The 19,281-nt window shown below is 40.4% G+C and carries 12 protein-coding genes, 3 tRNA genes and 1 pseudogene; all 16 read left to right on the forward strand.

All coding sequences use genetic code 11. The annotated features are described in order from the left end of the window. The 16 genes and pseudogenes from tolA to WDB87_RS07565 all read left to right on the forward strand — a co-directional run bounded on the left by tolA (position 1) and on the right by WDB87_RS07565 (position 19,280). The gene (gene tolA, locus WDB87_RS07490) at positions 1-927 is read left to right on the forward strand and encodes a cell envelope integrity protein TolA (RefSeq protein ID WP_286246948.1); all 927 of its coding nucleotides are present in this window, start codon (positions 1-3) and stop codon (positions 925-927) included. A gap of 9 nt (positions 928-936) precedes the next feature. Further along, positions 937-2,295, forward strand: coding sequence for a Tol-Pal system beta propeller repeat protein TolB (tolB, locus tag WDB87_RS07495; protein ID WP_337849488.1), 1,359 nt, complete (start codon positions 937-939; stop codon positions 2,293-2,295). A 36-nt stretch (positions 2,296-2,331) separates the two neighbouring features. Next, complete coding sequence (gene pal / locus WDB87_RS07500) at positions 2,332-2,874, forward strand: peptidoglycan-associated lipoprotein Pal (RefSeq protein WP_004587277.1); 543 nt, start codon at positions 2,332-2,334, stop codon at positions 2,872-2,874. A gap of 13 nt (positions 2,875-2,887) precedes the next feature. Then, positions 2,888-3,637, forward strand: a complete 750-nt coding sequence (ybgF, locus tag WDB87_RS07505) for a tol-pal system protein YbgF (RefSeq protein ID WP_337849489.1) — start codon at positions 2,888-2,890, stop codon at positions 3,635-3,637. A 219-nt stretch (positions 3,638-3,856) separates the two neighbouring features. Then, a tRNA-Lys gene (locus WDB87_RS07510) sits at positions 3,857-3,932 on the forward strand. A 73-nt stretch (positions 3,933-4,005) separates the two neighbouring features. After that, positions 4,006-4,081, forward strand: a tRNA-Lys gene (locus WDB87_RS07515). A 150-nt stretch (positions 4,082-4,231) separates the two neighbouring features. Next, the gene (gene nadA, locus WDB87_RS07520) at positions 4,232-5,272 is read left to right on the forward strand and encodes a quinolinate synthase NadA (protein ID WP_337849490.1); all 1,041 of its coding nucleotides are present in this window, start codon (positions 4,232-4,234) and stop codon (positions 5,270-5,272) included. Between the two features lie 166 nt (positions 5,273-5,438). Continuing rightward, a tRNA-Ser gene (locus WDB87_RS07525) sits at positions 5,439-5,528 on the forward strand. Between the two features lie 191 nt (positions 5,529-5,719). Then, a complete protein-coding gene (gene csm6, locus WDB87_RS07530) occupies positions 5,720-6,856 on the forward strand; it encodes a CRISPR-associated ring nuclease Csm6 (protein WP_337849491.1) in 1,137 nt (378 codons plus the stop codon). Between the two features lie 70 nt (positions 6,857-6,926). Further along, positions 6,927-10,370 (forward strand): type I restriction endonuclease subunit R, encoded by a 3,444-nt coding sequence (locus WDB87_RS07535; protein ID WP_337849492.1) that lies wholly within the window; start codon positions 6,927-6,929, stop codon positions 10,368-10,370. After that, complete coding sequence (locus tag WDB87_RS07540; RefSeq protein ID WP_337849493.1) at positions 10,371-11,036, forward strand: virulence RhuM family protein; 666 nt, start codon at positions 10,371-10,373, stop codon at positions 11,034-11,036. Positions 11,037-11,159: 123 nt separating this feature from the next. Then, a pseudogene (locus WDB87_RS07545) lies at positions 11,160-11,255 on the forward strand (hypothetical protein); the annotation flags it as partial. Positions 11,256-11,537: 282 nt separating this feature from the next. Continuing rightward, a complete protein-coding gene (locus WDB87_RS07550) occupies positions 11,538-13,121 on the forward strand; it encodes a type I restriction-modification system subunit M (protein WP_337849494.1) in 1,584 nt (527 codons plus the stop codon). Continuing rightward, positions 13,118-14,320 (forward strand): restriction endonuclease subunit S, encoded by a 1,203-nt coding sequence (locus tag WDB87_RS07555; RefSeq protein ID WP_337849495.1) that lies wholly within the window; start codon positions 13,118-13,120, stop codon positions 14,318-14,320. Before WDB87_RS07550 ends, WDB87_RS07555 begins: the two co-directional genes overlap by 4 nt. 36 nt (positions 14,321-14,356) lie before the next feature. Further along, entirely contained in the window at positions 14,357-16,474 is a 2,118-nt protein-coding gene (locus WDB87_RS07560; protein ID WP_337849496.1) for a hypothetical protein, read from the forward strand. Next, complete coding sequence (locus WDB87_RS07565; RefSeq protein WP_337849497.1) at positions 16,467-19,280, forward strand: DEAD/DEAH box helicase; 2,814 nt, start codon at positions 16,467-16,469, stop codon at positions 19,278-19,280. The genes WDB87_RS07560 and WDB87_RS07565 overlap by 8 nt, the downstream gene beginning before the upstream one ends. Position 19,281 lies beyond the last annotated feature (1 nt).

Raw genomic sequence — 19,281 nt, forward strand, 5'->3', positions numbered from 1 at the left:
ATGAATAGTTCTATAATCAAGTCAGTACTTTTACATTTAGGTTTAGGAGGCTTTTTGTGGGCAACGGCAAACATACATGCTCCGGCGCCTAAAGTGATGGAAGTGACGCTTAATTCGGCTATTCCTGAGCCTGATAATGCGGTTTCGGCGGTCACCGTTGATCAAAAACAAGTTGAGCAAAAAATTGCTGAATTGCAAAAAAAAGAAGACGACAAAAAGCGCGCTGAAGATAAACGCATTCGTGACCTAGAGCGCAGAGCGGCTAATGCGCGTAAACAGCGTGAAGCCGAAGCCCGTAATATTAAAAAACTAGAGCAACAGCGCAAAGCAAAAGAGAAAGAAAAAGCACAAGCTGAGGCTGAAGCTAAAAAAGCGCGTGAAATTGAACAAAAAGAGCGTGCTAAAGCAAAACAAGCCGAAAAACAAAAGCAAGAGGCTGAAAACGCCGCTAAAGCTGCTGCAGATAAACGTAAAGCAGAAGAAGAGGCACTTAAAAAGGCCGAAGCTGAGCGTAAACAGCGTGAAGCAGAAGCAAAAGAGCGTGCAAAGGAAGCCGAGCGTAAACGTCAGCAAGCGCTGCAAGAGCAAATGTTACAAGAACAACTTGCTAAAGAGCAGGCTGCACGTAGTAAAATACGCCAACAGCAAGTAGTAAGCGAAGTTGATAAGTACCGTGCTTTAATTATGGCGCGCATTCAGCAAAACTTACTGATTGATGAAAAAATGAAAAACCAACAGTGTCGAGTAAATATTCGTCTTGGATTTAATGGTTTAGTAACGCAAGTTAAATCGTTAGGGGGTGATAAGCTAGTGTGTGAAGCTGCACTTAGAGCTGTGCGCATGGCCGATACATTACCTGTATCTAAAGACAAAGACGTATTTGAGCAACTTAAGAATATTAATTTAACAATCAAGCCAGAATTTTAAAGGAATGATATGTTCAGCAAAATTAAAATAGCCTTTGTAGTTATATTATTAGGATTTCAAGGTGTAGCGAATGCGGCACTTGAAATTGTAATAACAGAAGGTGTAGACGGCGCACGTCCTATTGCCATAGTGCCTTTTAAATACAACGGTGTTGGCCCAATTCCACAAAAATTGAGCGATGTTATTGCTGCCGATTTAATGCGCAGTGGTAAGTTTAAACCGATAGATGTAGCACAAATGCCACAGCTTCCTAATAAAGATAGCGACATTGACTATGCAGCATGGGTAAACCAAGGTGTAGAAGCAGTTGTGGTAGGCGAAGTAGAGCAACAAACTGATGGGCGCTACTTAGTACGCTACGAATTAGTAGATGTAATTCGTGGGCAAATTACCGGTGGCCAAACTCAGATGATGAGCAGCGGTAAACTTGTAAAAAGCCAAGACCATATTTTAGAAGCGCGCGAAAGTGTGATTAGTGAAAGTGGCTTTCGCCGTTACTCGCACCGCATAAGCGATGTAGTATATGAAAAGCTAACCGGTGAAAAAGGCGCGTTTTTAACTAAAATTGCCTATGTAATTGTTCGTGAAGATCAACCAAAACCTTACCAGCTAGTGGTTGCTGACTACGATGGTTTTAACGAGCAGGTGTTATTGCGCTCAAAAGAGCCGTTAATGTCGCCAGCATGGTCGCCAGATGGCACTAAGCTTGCGTATGTAACATTTGAAAACCGCCAAAGCCAAATTTACATTCAAGACCTATACTCAGGAAAGCGTGAGCTGATCACAAGTTACCGTGGTATTAATGGTGCACCGCAGTTTTCTCCTGATGGTAAAAAAATGTTATTGGTGCTTTCTAAAGACAAAACAGGTGCAACCGAAGTTTACGTTTTAGATTTAGCAACACGTAAAGAAACACGCCTTACACGCCACCGTAGTATAGATACTGAACCATCTTGGTATCCAAATGGCCAGGATATTGTGTTTACATCTGAAAGGGGTGGTAATGCCCAGATTTATAAGTTAAATTTAAGAACTGGTAGGTCACAACGATTGACCTTCGACGGCGATATGAACCTAGCGGGTTCTATAACGCCAGACAGTAAAGAATTAGTGATGGTTAACCGTACCAACGGGCAGTACCATCTTGCTAAGAAAGAGCTGGCTACGGGCGCGTTTCAAGTATTAACGCGAACTCGCCTTGATGAATCACCGAGCATAGCGCCAAACGGCTCGATGATCATATATAGCACGCTTCATAATAATAAACAGGTACTCGCGCTGGTATCGATGGACGGTCGCTTTAAAGCACGTTTACCCGTGCTAGACGGACAAGTAAAGGCACCAGCTTGGTCGCCATATTTACAGTAATATTTGCTGGTTTACTCAAAAATAGGAATCTACTCAATGCAACTTAACAAAGTACTTAAAGGCCTGCTAATCGCTGTGCCAGTAATGACATTAGCCGCTTGTAGCTCATCTTCAGATATTGATGAAGGCGCAGCTAACCAATCAAACCAAAGTGCAGTTGAGCAATCAACAAACACGGATACAGTTGAAGTAGCAACAATTTCACCTGAACAACAAGCAGAAGAGCAACTTCGTCAAAAGTATGAAGCGCTTCGTCAAGAGCAAATTATTTACTTTGACTTCGACAAAGCAACTGTTGAGAACAAGTACGCAGAATTACTTCGTGCACATGCTGAGTTTTTAGTTCAAAACCCTTCAGTAAAAGTATTAATTGAAGGTCACGCTGATGAGCGCGGTACGCCAGAGTACAACATTGCACTAGGTGAGCACCGTGGCCAAGCTGTAGAAAAATACCTACAAAGCTTAGGTGTTTCTGCTAGCCAAATGTCAGTAGTTAGCTACGGTGAAGAGAAACCAATGGTTAAATCTCGCACTGAGTCAGCTTTCGCTAAAAACCGCCGTGCGGTACTAGTTTACTAAGATAAGAGATATTATGAAGCCGAAAATTATTTTGGCAGCCATGATATTGAGCGGGAGCACCCAAGTTTTGGCTGCTCCCGCTCCTGTTTCAGAAGCTGCAAGTTCACAGTCGAGCATAGAGAAGCGTTTAGCGTCACTAGAAAACATGATGCAGTCGCGAAACTTATTACAAGTTGAATTACAGCAACAACTTAATCTACTTCAAGATGAAGTAAGTCAAATTCGCGGTGTTACTGAAGAGCAAAGTTATAAACTTGAAAAAGTACTTCAGCGCCAGCGTGAGCTTTATCAAGAAATAGAAAACCGCGTAAGCCAAGCGTATACACAACCCGCTGCTGCGCCTGCAACCGATTACACGCAATCGAGTGATGCACAAACCTATAGCAGTGACTTATCTGAAAACGAAGCGTATGAGCGTGCAGTGGCGCTAATAATGAAAGATAAACGCTACGACCAAGCTATTCCTGAGTTTCAAACATTTTTAACAACCTATCCTAATTCTGTGTATGCCTCTAATGCACATTATTGGCTTGGGCAGTTGCTGACCATCAAAAATGATGGTGTAAAAGCAAGTGAGCATTTTAAAGTGGTGGTTAATGAGTTTCCTAACTCAAATAAACGACCAGATGCCATGTTAAAATTAGGCACGCTTTTACAAGAGCAAGGCCGAAACCAAGAGGCACAAAAAATATTGGGTGATCTAATTAACCAATATCCAAGTACAACTGCTGCAAAACTTGCAACCGAGCGTTTAGCTAATTAGGACGCATTTAAGCGGTGTATTTAAAGCTCAAACTACATAGAAATACTCGGCGAATCTTGTATTTGCATGTAGTTTGAGCACAAACGCTTTAATTTTGCTCACCTAGGCATAAAAACTGAAAAAAAGAGACATTTTCGGTTGCACTCATTTTATAAATAAGTATTATAAGCGCCCGCAGCAAACGAATGGTTACCCCACTCAAAATGCGGCAAAAAGAGCGGGTCATTAGCTCAGTTGGTAGAGCAGTGGACTTTTAATCCATTGGTCGATGGTTCAAGTCCATCATGACCCACCATTCTTTATTAAGATAAAGATTGGTTCAATCGGCGGATTTACGCAGCATATCAATTCTACAAAGAATTCAGAGCGGGTCATTAGCTCAGTTGGTAGAGCAGTGGACTTTTAATCCATTGGTCGATGGTTCAAGTCCATCATGACCCACCACTTCTTAAAAATCTCAACATTCCCCTTATTTTATTTAAATCAGTTTGTTATTTTTATTTATAAACAGCATGCCCACATAGCTGTTATTTGCCCGTGTATTCTCGTATAATTTGCTGTAATTAATGCACTGTAGATGAAGTGGTCGAGAACATGAGTCTAGCTCAAACTATTATGCCTGAAGGTTATATCTTTCCTCCTAAGCCAGCTCCGTTAACTAAAGACGAGCAAGGCGAATATAAAGCACGTATTAAACAACTACTGCAAGATAAAAATGCAGTGCTGGTAGCCCATTACTACACAGATCCTGAAATTCAGGCACTTGCCGAAGAAACAGGGGGCTGTGTTGCCGACTCATTAGAAATGGCACGTTTTGGTGCTCGCCACGATGCAGATATGATCATCGTTGCAGGCGTACGTTTTATGGGTGAAACCGCTAAAATTTTAACGCCAAACAAAACCGTTGTTATGCCAACGCTAGAAGCAACCTGTTCATTAGATATTGGTTGCCCTATTGATGAGTTTTCAGCGTTTTGCGATCAGCACCCTGATCGTAAAGTGGTGGTATATGCAAACACCTCTACAGCGGTTAAAGCCCGTGCAGATTGGATTGTAACCTCATCGTGCGCACTTGAAATAGTAGAGCACTTAGATGAACAAGGTGAAAAAATTATTTGGGGCCCAGATAAACACCTTGGTAGCTACATTCAAAAAAATACCGGCGCCGATATGATCATGTGGAATGGCGCATGTATCGTACACGATGAATTTAAAACAAAAGCGCTTAAAGATATGAAAGCCCTACACCCAGACGCAGGTGTATTGGTTCACCCAGAGTCGCCAGCTGAAATAGTGGCACTGGCAGATGCGGTTGGCTCAACAAGCCAGCTAATTAAAGCTGCGCAAACAATGGATAACGAAAAGTTTATTGTAGCGACAGACCGCGGTATTTTTTACAAAATGCAGCAGCTATGCCCTGAAAAGGAGTTTTTTGCAGCCCCAACTGCTGGTGAAGGCGCGTCTTGTAAAAGTTGTGCACACTGCCCGTGGATGGCAATGAATGGCTTAAAAGCGATTGAAGAAGCCCTAACAGACCCTCGCGGTAAAGAAGTGTTTGTAGATATGGACTTACGCGAAGGCGCGCTCAAGTCACTTAATCGCATGTTAGACTTTACAGCCAACATGGCAAAGTAAACATCACTCTGTATAAAAACGGCTAATCCTACTGGGTTAGCCGTTTTTTTATGTCTAAAGTAAATTGCTGATTGATTATTAGGCACTTAACAGCACAAATTTAAAAATGCCTTGCACCTATGTAACCTATTTCATACTATAACGCGCTGTTGCAATGCAACACTGTGGAGAGATGGCTGAGTGGCTGAAGGCGCACGCCTGGAAAGTGTGTTTAGGTTAATCCCTAACGAGGGTTCGAATCCCTCTCTCTCCACCATTATTCAATATCAGGACGCTTTTTAGCGTCCTTTTTTGTGCCCTAAATTAAACTTATTTTTGCAAGTATTCGGGCGTTTTAATCACTTCACTTTATTTCATTTTATTTCACTTAATCCACTGAGCTCAAACAAGTTTCATTAACTATGTAATTTATGTATTATGCAGATTCCTCATACAAAAGGATCGTTGATGAAGAATGTACTACTAATAGTTACCGGTGCAAGCCCACAAGTATTAACCGAAACTCTTTTTGCGCTTTATCAGCAGAGTAAGCCAATGCCTGAAGAGGTGTTTGTTATTACAACAAAAAGCACCAAGACTATACTCACCGATGGATTATTTAAGCAAGGTCATTTAGCTAAACTTTTAGCAGATTACCAACTTCCTAATATTGAACTCCCCGATGAAAACATATGGCTTATAGAAGACGATAAAGGCCAACCTATTAATGATGCTAAATCTGAAATAGAACAAACCTACATGGCAGATTTTATTACGCGTAAAGTGTTTGAACTCACCAATACAAACGATATTAGTATTCATGCATCTATAGCGGGTGGGCGCAAAACAATGGCGTTTTATTTAGGTTATGCCATGTCGTTGTTAGGGCGCGAGCAAGATTCGCTCAGTCATGTATTTGTTAATGATGAATTTGAATTTGTAAAAGACTTTTACTATCCAACACCATATAGCCAAGTTATTGAAGGTAAAAATGGCAAGCAGGTTGATTGTATTAATGCAAAGGTAACCCTTGCCGAGATCCCATTTGTACGAATGCGACAATCTATCGACGAAACACTCATTGCCAACATGCAAAGTGCATCGTTTAGCCAAACAGTGGCAAGCTTAAACTCAGCCCATAAAAAAGATTTAACCCTAGAGGTAAACACAAAAGCAAAAACACTCACTTTTGCGGGTATCGAAATTAAACTTACCGCAAAAGAAACCGCCTTTTATTTATGGTTAAACCAATACAACCAAAGTGAACATAAACAGTTAGTAGTGGGTCGTGATTTTGAAGAGTCTTTGCGTTACAGCAAAGAATACCTCATGCTTTTACAGCAAAATAGCAGTGATTTACGTATATTCCGCGATACGTTTGGCATAGAGCCCGAAGATTTTAGAGATGGTTTGCACAGTAATTTAAAGGTAATGGAAAAAACCTTTGTGCAGCAAACGCGTAGTCGCATAAATAGTAAAATAAATAAGGTGCTACCCAACGAGCTTGCTAAAAAAATAGCGATTGAGTCTAGTAACCAAAGCTTTGAAACAAGCTACTGGTTAAGTGCAGTAATACACAATATAAAAATAAATATAACGGCTTAATATTCGCAAGCTTGCAAACGCATAAAAATAATAACGCATGGTAAATTAGTTGATAAGGAAGTAATCAGGAATGAAGCAATCAATGAACTTTGAACATATTCAATCTAAGTGGCCAGAGCTACACCAGTTAGCCGCTTTTGCAGAAGACTATGCGATTACCGATCCACAAAGCGCATTAGTAAAATTACGTTGCTTTGCTGAAAAAGTAGTAGGCTACTTATATAAAGAACTTAGTTTACCTGTTTTACCCACTTCTAATATTTTTGATAAACTTACCGCCGACGACTTTACCAGTGCAGTCCCGCGTTTAATTACCGATAAGCTCCACGCCATACGTAAAAGCGGCAACCAAGCGGCTCACGAAGGCAAAGTAGATCAACAACAAGCTATTTGGATATTAAAAGAAAGCTACTTTGTAGCCTCGTACTTATTTATGGCGTATGCCAATGGCACGCAACAAGAGTGCCCAGAGTTTAGAGCGCCTGAGCAAACACAGCCAACTAACCAAAGTGATGCTGAGTTTGCTAAAAAGAACAAACAACTCACCAAACAATTAGCCGAAAACCAAGCCCGTTTAAAACGCGCACTTGACGAACTAGAAGCCGCAGAGCTTGCACAAAAACAAGCGCAGCAGCAAGCAGCAAAACTAAAACAAACGATTGATGCAGAAAAGCTTACTCAGGTTAAAACCCGAAATGAGCAAATTGTTAACTCAAGCTTTAACTTTAACGAACACGAAACACGCAAACGTATTATCGATTTAGACCTACGTAATGCAGGTTGGAACGTTGCACTTGATGACAAGTCAACAGAAGACGTTGGCAAAGAGGTAAAAGTAACCGACCAGCCTACAACCACAGGCGTAGGCTACGTTGATTACGTATTATGGGATGACGACGGCAAACCACTTGCGGTAATAGAGGCAAAACGCACCCGCGAAAACATCGAAAAAGGCCGCCAGCAAGCAACGCTTTATGCCAACGCGCTCGAAAAGCAATATGGGCAACGGCCCGTGATTTTTTACTCTAACGGCTGGGATATAAAAATACTTGACGACGCGCAAGGCTATAATAGCCGAGGTTTATACGGTTACTATTCAAAAGATTCCCTGCAATACCTAATAAAGCAACGTACGCTTAAAAAAGATTTAAATAAAACGCCAATAGATACGGCTGTGGCTGGGCGTTTGTATCAAATGGAAACCATAACACGTGTATGCGAGCGTTTTAGCGATAAACACCGCAAAGCGCTTATTGTGCAAGCCACCGGCACTGGTAAAACACGCGTATCTATTGCCCTTGCAAAACGCCTGCTCGATGCCGGTTGGGCTAAGCGGGTACTGTTTTTATGTGACCGAAAAGAGCTGCGTAAACAAGCGGGTAACGCCTTTACCGAACACACCAAAGAGCCAGTGCATATTGTAGGTAAAAGCGCTAAAAACACTGCAGCGAGTGCGCGGGTATTTATAGCAACCTACCCAGGCATGCTGCGCATAATGAACAAGTACGATGTAGGTCATTTTGATCTAATAGTAGCCGACGAATCACACCGCTCAATTTATAATATTTATGGTGATATTTTTAAATACTTTGACGCACTCGAAGTAGGCTTAACCGCCACACCGGTAGAAATGGTATCGCGCTCAACGTGTGATTTGTTTGGTTGCGATTACAAGCTACCCACAGCCAATTACCCACTTGAAGACGCGATAGAACAAGGCAACTTAGTGCCTTACAAAATTGTAAGTTACACCACTCAGTTTTTGCGCGAAGGCATTAAAAAAGACAACCTGACCGATGAGCAAATAGCCCAATTAGAAGAGCAAGGCATTGACCCTAACGAGCTCGACTTTGACGCAAAACAAATAGACGAAGCCATTAAAAATAAAGACACCAACAGACTAATACTGCGTAACTTAATGGAAAAAGGCCTGCGCGATAAAGACGGCCAGCTCCCAGGTAAAACAATTATATTTGCCCGTAACATAGCCCACGCAGAGTTAATGGCACAATTGTTTAGCGAGCTTTACCCGCAACACGGTGCTAATTTTTGCCGCGTTATTCACTCAAAGTACGAACGTGCTGAAGAGCTAATAGACGACTTTAAATCAAGCGACGAAAACAGTATGCGTATAGCGGTATCGGTCGATATGCTCGACACCGGCATAGACGTACCTGAATGCGTAAACCTTGTTTTTGCAAAACCCATAAAATCAAAAGTAAAGTTTTGGCAAATGATTGGCCGTGGCACACGCCTATGCGAAAACCTATATGGCCCAGGGCAGCACAAAACGCACTTTTTAATATTCGACCACTGGGCAAACTTTGAATACTTTGACGAAAACCCAGAAGAAGAAGACGTAAAACAAACAAAATCGTTACTGCAAAAGCTATTTGAAACACGGGTAACCCTTGCACAAACGGCACTTAAAAAAGCCGATATGGATGTGTTTGATCAAACTATTAAATTAATTCACGACGATATTTGTTTATTGCCAATGGAATCAATATCAGTGCGCGACAACTGGCAAGTGGTTGAGGGCTTTAAAGACCTAAAACGCCTAAACCAGTTTATTCCTAATGATGTACAAACGTTACTTGCTCAAGTAGCGCCGCTTATGCAATGGCGTAACATCATGGGGCAAAGTGAAGCGTACAAATTTGATTCTGAGCTAACCACTATTCAAACTCTGTTACTTACCGACGCCAGCCAAATCGATTTAGCTAAACAAAGTATAATGAACAAGGTTGAATCGCTACAAATGCATTTAAATGAAGTGCGTAGCAAAGCACCAGCCATAGCAGAAATACAAACCGAACAATATTGGCAGTATTTAACCCATGCAGCGCTTGAGCAAAGCCGCATTAATTTGCGCAGTATTATTCACCTACGTAATAAAAGCGTGAAGCCGCCAACAAGTGATTTTGTGCTCGACATAAAAGAAGACGCAAACCAAATTAAAGAGGCTGATAGGCTTACAAAAATAGTCTCTATTGATTACCAAATATATCGCCAAGAGGTTGAAAAAACACTCACCCCGTTATTTGAAACCGACAGCGTACTTAAAAAAATACGTAATGGCGAACAAGTAACCGAAGCCGACTTAGCGCAATTAAGCTCGTTAGTACATACGCAAAACCCAAGTGTTGATTTAAATACATTAAAAGAGTTTTTTCCCGAATCAACCGCGACGCTTGATAAAATATTGCGTACCATAGTCGGCATGGATAAAAACGCCATAGAGCAGAGCTTTACGACCTTTGTGCAGCAAATACACACCCATGTAAATGCCAAGCAACAGCGCTTTATTGGTATGTTAAAAAACCACCTAATTCGCCACGGCTCTATTGAAATAACCCAGCTTTACGATGCACCTTTTACACAAATACACGACATGGGGCTAGATGGCGTATTTAGCCAGCAACAAGCCGACGTAATAGAGCAATTTATTAAGCAGTTTGATGTACAATTGGGTGATAAAAACCAAACGGTAGATAAAGAAGTGATAGTGTAAATGGCTAATCAAGTAGAAGTTTATCAATCTGATGACGGTGCGTTGCAATTATCTGTTTCATTAAAGAACGAATCAGTATGGCTCACTCAAGCAGATATGGCAGTACTGTTTGATAAAAACAAGCGTACAGTGTCTGAACATATTCGTAATATTTTTAAAGATGAAGAGTTAATTGAAGAGGCAGTTGTCCGGAATTTCCGGACAACTGCCTCAGATGGCAAAAGTTATACTGTAAGCCATTATAATCTCGACGTTATTATTTCTGTGGGTTATCGCGTTAAATCTAAAAATGGGGTGCGCTTTCGCCAGTGGGCAACTAAAACGTTAAAGCAGCATTTATTAAAAGGCTACACCTTAAATCAAGAGCGATTAGCACAAAACGCAACAGAGCTAGATAACGCATTACAACTCGTTAAACGTATTGCTGTTTTGCCACAAAACAGTGAGTTTGGTGCAGGGCTAGTAGATATAATTGCTAGTTACACGCAAACCTTTTTATGGCTACAACAGTACGATGAAGGACTACTTAACTCACCAAAAGGGGAGTTAGGCGGCGCACTTACACCGCTTAATGATGCAAAAGCCGCTATTGCTCAGCTTAAGCAAAACCTTATAAACAAAGGTGAAGCCCTAAGCTATTTGCACAAGAGCGTAACAGCGGCCTAGGTGCAATTTGGGGCGCATTAGAGCAGAGTGTTTTTGGTGAGCCTGCCTACCCAAGTATAGAAAGTAAAGCGGCTCATTTATTATATTTTGTTGTAAAAAAACCACCCATTTAGTGATGGCAATAAACGCACCGCAGCATTTTTATTTGTTGATTTTTTAAATCGTAATCAACGCCTGCTAAACGAGTATTACCAACCCGTAATAAACGACACAGGCTAAGCGGCAATAACCTTATTAGTAGCAGAGTCAAACCCTAAAGAAAAAGACACCATTATTCGCTTAATCGAAATTTATTAAGCCAAAATTAAATAGCACAAAACGTAGGTCGGATAAGCAAAGCGCCATCCGACGGTGTTGGATAAGCAAAGCGCCATCCGACGATGTTGGATAAGGCAAAGCGCCATCCGACGATGTTGGATAAGCCTGAACGGCATCCAACAATGCCATATAAAAAATTAATTAACACAATGAGCGCAATAAGCCGCTCACACTAGGAAAGCTATGATCACCGGACCTTTAAAAAGTAAAATCGACAAACTATGGGAAGAATTTTGGACAGGCGGAATAACTAACCCGCTGACCGTAGTAGAGCAAATTACCTTTTTAATGTACGCCCGTATGCTCGACATGAACGAGCAAGCCGACGAAAAACGCAGCGCCCGTACTAAACAGCCATTTAACCGCCGCTTTAGCGACAGTGAACAACACATTCGTTGGCAAAACCTGCGCCATTTAGGCGCAGAAGAGTTATACAAACTGGTTAAAGATGAGCTGTTCCCGTACTTTTCAAAAACCTCAGATGATGTATCGCCAGAAGGCGCGATATTTAACGAGTTTATGAAAGACGCGCAATTAATGATTCAAAAGCAAAGCTTATTGGTAAAAGCCGTTGAAATGGTTAACGACCTACCACTTGAAAACGCCGACACCAAAGGCGATTTATACGAATACTTGCTTAGCAAACTCACTACAGCAGGCATTAACGGCCAATTTAGAACCCCGCGCCATATTATACGCGCCATGGTCGAAATGATGGACCCAAGCGTTACCAGCCAAATTTGTGACCCATCAACCGGCACCGGTGGCTTTTTGTCGGTAAGTTACGAATACCTATTACAAAAATACACCTCAGTCGAGGGCATCGATCGCGAGTCAGTGCTTGACGTAAATGGCAATATACAGCTTGATGACAGCGGCAAACCGCTTGAAAACTTACTGTATTCAGGCGACTTAATTACCCCAGAGCAGCGCACCCACATAGATACAAACATGTTCAACGGCTTTGACTTTGACGCCACCATGCTGCGCGTAGCCGCCATGAACTTAGTAATGCACGGCATTAAACAACCGGGCATTCATTATCAAGATACCCTAAGCCAAAACTTTAAAGAGCACTACCCGCAAAAGGCCAAAGAAGGCTTTGACATAATACTCGCCAACCCGCCATTTAAAGGCAGCCTAGACGAAGAAGACGTGTGTCCAGAGTTATTACGCAAAGTAAAAACTAAAAAAACCGAGTTGCTGTTTGTTGCCCTTATTGAGCGCATGCTAAAAATAGGCGGTCAATCTGCCACTATTGTGCCCGATGGCGTACTCTTTGGTTCATCAAAAGCACACGTACAACTGCGCCAATTATTGGTAGACAACAACCAGCTAGAAGCCGTAATTTCACTGCCAAGTGGCGTGTTTAAACCCTATGCCGGTGTATCAACCGCCATACTCATATTTACCAAAGGCGGCAGCACCGACCACGTATGGTTTTACGATGTACAAGCCGATGGTTTTAGCCTAGACGATAAACGCACCCCAATTAAAGACAACGATTTACCCGACTTAGTAGCACAGTACAAGCAATACGTAGGTCGGAAAAGCGCATTAAATACATGGCAAGACAAAACCCAAAAAGCGTTCCTAGTCAGTAAAGATGAAATCATCGATAATAAATACGACCTGTCAATCAACCGCTACAAAGAGGTGGTATACGAGGAAGAAAGCTACGATCCGCCAAAAGAAATTTTAGGTAAATTAGTATCATTAGAAAATGAAATACTGTCTGATTTAAAAGAGCTGGAGGGAATGCTGTGAGCTGGCCGTTGGTAGATTTTCAAGACGTTGTTTTTTTTCAAGAAGGGCCAGGTGTAAGAAAATGGCAATTTCGTAGTGAGGGTATCAAATTAATTAATGTTAAAAATATCGTTAATGAAAACCTATGCATCAAAAATTCAGATAAATATTTAGATGAAACAGAAGTGAATGATAAATATAGCCACTTTCTTTGTGATGAAGGTGACTTGGTAATGGCTAGTTCTGGCGCAACATGGGGTAAAACTGCTTGGGTTTCTAAAGCTGACTTACCTCTTTGTATGAACACAAGTATGATTCGGTTTAAATCTTTAGACTCGAAAAAACTTTGTAAATATTATCTTCGAAGATATTTACAAACAGATCTGTTTAAGAACCAGATGAATCGTTTGATTACAGGCTCAGCTCAACCGAATTTTGGACCAAGTCATCTAAAGCAAATTAAAATCCCACTACCACCACTAGACGAGCAAAAACGCATTGCCGCAATTTTAGATAAAGCCGACAGCGTGCGCCGCAAACGCCAACAAACCATCAACCTCGCCGACGACTTCCTCCGCAGCGTATTCCTAGACATGTTCGGCGATCCCGCCATCAACCCTAAAGGGTGGGAAGTTAAGAGTCTTGGTGAAATGATAGTAAAAGGCCCAACTAATGGGCTTTATAAACCTGCAAGCGACTATGGAAGTGGAGCGAGGATATTAAGAATTGATGGATTTTATGATGGTGTACTATCTGACCAATCAAAATTAAAGCGTGTAAAAATTACTGATGCTGAAATGGAAAAATTTGGCCTTTCAGAAAGAAGTATTGTCATTAACCGAGTAAATAGCAAAGAGTACTTAGGAAAGTGTGGCTTTGCCCAACATATTGAAGAATCAACCGTATTTGAATCCAACATGATGAACTTTAAAGTTGATGAAACAAAGCTAAACCCTAGATTCCTAGTGCAACAGCTGCAAATGCCAAATATTAAAATGCAAATTGCGACTTGTTCAAAAGATGCGGTGAATCAATCAAGTATCAATCAGAACGATGTAAAATCATTTGAAATTATCGTTCCAACTATTGAACTTCAAAATGAATATGAGAATGTTTGTAAAAGGTTTTTAGCCTCCAAGTTAAATTATGATGATTCTTCAAATTTGAATAGCGAATTGTTTAACTCACTAAGCCAAAAAGCCTTTGCAGGCGAGCTTTAGGTAATTAATAACACAACAAATTAACAAGGATGTTAAATGACCCAAGGTAAATTAAATAAAAACATAACTGAAACCCAGCTTTTAAAACAAGCCGCTGACTTAGTCGAAAAAGCAGATGTTAAAGGCGCAATTAAGTTATTAGAGCACTGGCAGCAGGAAATGCCATTTTCGCTTAAGGTACTTAATAGCCTGACGCCACTTTATTATAAAGTGGGAGACTTTGATCGTGCGGGTAAAATATCGTTTAACACACTTAGCAAACACACAGCGGACGAGGCTAAAAATGACGCTGATTTACCTGTTCAGGCTGATTTGTCATTTTTGGCTGAGCAAGAAACTAGCTTAACCGAAGCCGAATATACCTTTGATGATGAAACACCCCCACAGTCAGCGCAAAGAAAGGTACTGAGCTTAAAACCGCATAAAGCGCCAGAGGCCACAAATAAAGTAACGATTAAACATAAAGTTAAGCGTGTTTTTAAGTCGCTTAAAACTAAGTTGTTTAATAAAGAAGCGAAAATTGCTGACGATACTAGTAGTAAAACCGAACACTCAGAGCCAGAAACAAGCTTAAAACCTGTATTACACGCTAATGAGATAAAAGAAGCTGCAGCTCCCAAGCAAATAGTAAGTTTAAATAAAAGTACCCAAAAGACAGCAATACAAAGTGTTACCAGCCACCACACCGAGCAAGTCACTCGTGTAAAACCGTCTCATAAATCAAGCCCCCCCGAAGATGCTGACTTAGCAAGGCAGATATTAAGTTTAAATAAAAATACTCAGCAGCGAGTTAAGCAAGGCGATAATGTAAATAACTCTGAGCCGGCCAGTGTGCAACCCAGCTTGAAATATGCTGCTAATAAACCCTCTTCTGATAATGAGCAGACGCAAGAAAATAAACCAAAACGTGCTGTTTTAACTTTAAAGGGTAAAGGCACATCGCCACCTGCAGATACTCAGCAAATACCTAAAATAGTTGTTAAATCAAAAATTAAAGGCCTTGATTACAAGGGGGGGGCAGCGCTGCATGAAGAAACTAAACGTGAGAGTTTAAACGCTTTAAAAGAAGATGCAGTTAAGCCATTACAGCCTGATACTAGTGAGCTGCAAGGCATATTACAACATGCCAAACAGTCGGCTACTGATGAAATGAGTAGTCAAAATAAAGAAGAAGAGCAACCAGTAAAAGCACCTGCTTTTACTGAGGCTATGAATACGGTTTTACTTGCGAAAAGCAATGTTAATTTGATTAGTGATGAACCTAGTGAGCTTAAAGGTAACGATCTAATTGAAGATGACCTAGAGATTGAAAGGTTTGGTGATTTAGCTGACTTTGATGAAAGTATTGAAGTAGAGGCTGGTAGTTTTGATACATTTAGAGATGATCTTTATGGGTTATGGGATGACTCATTTGATGATGAAGTTGAAGACTTAACAGATAATGGCGTACTCGATAATACATTTACTCAAGAAGATCGCGCTGTAGCAGAGGCTGCAGACCTAATAACTGTTTTTGATTGGGAGCGCAGTGCTTTGCCTTTTTTAACCGAGGTACTTTGTATAAAAGGATGGGTTAATGCAAAAAGGGCATTAGAGCGAGAAGTTGCAGCAGGTGCAACGCTAGATGAGTTAATGCTTGCATTCGAAGTTAAAAATTTATGGCTAGATTCCCCTCGATATTGGATTGCTTTTTCTAAAGCTTATGTATCTGGCGAGTCAACGGATGCAATATATCGACACTTTAGCTGGAGACAGGCACTTCGTTTAATTAGGACTTTTACTGATTTGCCAAGCTTTGAAGAAGTATATGATTTATTAGAACAGGAATTTGACTATTGGTACGACCATAAAATTCTTAGATTGTGTTTTCCTGCTTTTATAAAATATTTATTTAATTATCGGTTAAATGAAAGAAATATTACTTCCTCTATAGGTGGTTTTAGTAAGGCACAAGACTATGAGCATGTTGATGAGCTTTGGGCGAGTCAAACCCATTCTGAAGAGATGCAAAAATTAAATGAGTATGGTGTAGATTTATTCGCTAAAAATGCGCCACCAAGTTACTACACCTCTGATACATATACCCGAGAGTATTTACTAGATTATTTTAGAAGCTTCTTGCCTGAAGATGAAAAGGATAAAAACTATGAATAAATATAATGGACTAAAGCCCGTAAAGCGTTGTTGGGTTAGGCATGAAAAGTTGGGTGATGGATTAGTGCAGCAAGTAATGGAAGGTTTAGATGGGATTACTTTAAAAATCCATTGGTCAGCGCTGAGGCGTCAAACATTAGAATTACTTTCATCAGTTGTCTCTGGCTTTAAGGTTGGTATGGAAGTACAGCACGTTCCTGTTTCGAATAGTGAAAAGTCTTTAGGAGAAGGTGTTGTTCTTAAAACACAGGAAATTGCAGGCTTTCATCAAGTATTAGTGAATTTTTCAAACACAGGCACAACGCGGTGGCTGCCTTTTGAAAGACTAGCCTGGATAAAAGGAGTCAAACACCGCTTTTGCACACAAGATTTTGGTGATGAGGCTTCACCTGAAAAATTTAGATTAAAAGTACTGGCGCACGCTATTGAAAATTGGAATGAGAATACCGGTTCTTTATCCCGTATGAACATCGATCCTTTACCCCATCAAGTGCACTTAGTGCATCGCATTTTAGCGTCGGGTCACTCTAACTGGTTAATTGCCGATGACGTAGGTTTAGGTAAAACAATTGAAACTGGCATGTTACTCAAAGCACTTGAGCAGCGAGGTCAAGCTGATAGAGTTTTATTAATTACTCCTGCTGGCTTAACAGCTCAATGGAAAGATGAGCTACATCATAAATTTGGGTTGAGTGAGTTTAGGATTTATGGCGATAACTTTTCTATTGAAGATACGCGTGAATGGGGGATGTATAAACATGTTATTGGCTCAATTGATAAGTTTAAAGATGATAGACATTTAGATAAATTACTCAGAGCTGATGATTGGGACTTAGTTATATTTGACGAAGCGCATAGGTTAAGTAGACGGCAGTATGGATTACAGTTTGATGTATCCCATAGGTTTCAATTAGCAAATCTTTTACGATCAAAAACAAGGGATATGCTGTTATTAAGTGCAACGCCCCACCAAGGTAAACCAGATAAGTTTCAAAGTTTATTAATGTTACTTAATCCAGATAAAAAAGAAGAAATACAGACTCTTTCCTTAAACCCTGAAATCCTCTCAGAAATGATGATTAGAAATAATAAATCTGATGTAACTGACATTGAAGGGAATTTTATTTTTAAAGGTAAAACGACTAGAGCAATTAGAGTTCCTCATGATGACTCAATGAGGGCATTTGACGAGTCGCTTCAGTCATATCTAAGAAAGGGTTATTTAACTGCTAATGAAATGGGGCAAACCGGTTATGCGATTGGCTTTGTTATGACTGTTTATAGAAAACTTGCTGCTTCGAGTGCAAAGGCTATTAACAAAGCACTTAGGAATCGAAAATTGCGCCTAATTGAAGCATCAAAGCCATTTGATGATAGTGAGTTTTTTGAAGATGAACGCTATTTGGGCGAAGTAGAAGAAAATGAAGTTTTGAGTTTAAAAAATAAAGAGTTCTTTGCAGGTGAGCTTGAACAACTCGATGTATTAATTGCAGAAAGCGAAGAAGTGCTGCAATGTGATCCTAAACTAAAAGAATTTACTGATACTTTAATACCTTCAATTTTAGCCAGTAATAGGGCTGAGAAAGTTTTAATCTTCACAGAGTACCGCTCAACCCAAGAATATTTAAAAAATGCTTTAGAGCAGTGTTTGGGAATGGGATGTGTCGGCTTAATTAATGGATCTATGAAACATAATGACCGAAGAAGTGCCATAGAAAGGTTTGAAGGTGAAGGTCAATTTTTAATCTCGACTGAGGCAGGCGGTGAAGGTATTAACCTTCAAGAAAAATGCCACATTATGATCAATTACGATTTACCTTGGAACCCAATGCGGTTAGTGCAAAGAATAGGTCGGCTTTATCGATATGGACAAAAACATCGTGTTGTGGTTTTTAACTTGTATTCGCCTGAGTCTATGGATGATCAAATAATGGAATTAATGCAAGAAAGAATAGAGCAAGTAGTTGGCGACTTATCAACGTTGAGCGGAGAATATAACGAACGGTTGGGCGAAGATATAATGGGTGAAATTGCAGACCTTGTTGATGTTGAGAGTATTTTAGAGGATGCGATTGGAGATGGTATTACACGAACGCGTGATCGTATTGAAGAGGCGTTAAATAAAGCAAAAAGTTCAGCATCTAAACAGCGTGAATTATTTGAGCACGCCGCAGGGTATGACCCAAATGAGATGAAAGAGGAGCTAAATATAACCTCTGAGCACGTGCAGTCTTTTACGGTGGGTATGTTTGAATATTTAGATGTTGAAATAGTCGATACAACACATAAAAATTTAATATGGAATATAAAGTTACCTGAAGAATTCGCTGCGGAATTAGGGGTAAGAAAGACACGGTGGGAAATTACTTTTGATAGAGCCTTGTACGCAAGGCGTGGTAATTGTGAAATGATGGATTTAGATAATTTTATTTTTAAATATTTATTAAAAAAAGCTAAATCATATGAATTTGGTGGCTTAACCGCAGCTGTAAAAGGTCTAGAAAATATCGATGGTGCAATACTTTGCTCATATTTGAAATGGCAAAATACAGTTGGCTTAAGACAAAGGCAGGAGCTTGTTGCTACGCATTTAAATGCTAATAGTGATATTGAAATTAATCCACAAGCGTTTTGTGATTGGCTCAAAACACCGGCAAGTTATTCTGCACTTGAGGTAAGCGATACGACTAGTAAAGTGGCATATACCAAACTTGAAAAAGTAGCGTTTGGCATTTTAGCTAAAAAAGCAAACAGGCTACTACACCCAGAAGGGGTTCAAGATCTAGCTGCTGGTAAATTTGGTTAAC

Source organism: Pseudoalteromonas sp. C12FD-1 (assembly GCF_037414265.1).
Taxonomy (GTDB): Bacteria; Pseudomonadota; Gammaproteobacteria; order Enterobacterales; family Alteromonadaceae; genus Pseudoalteromonas.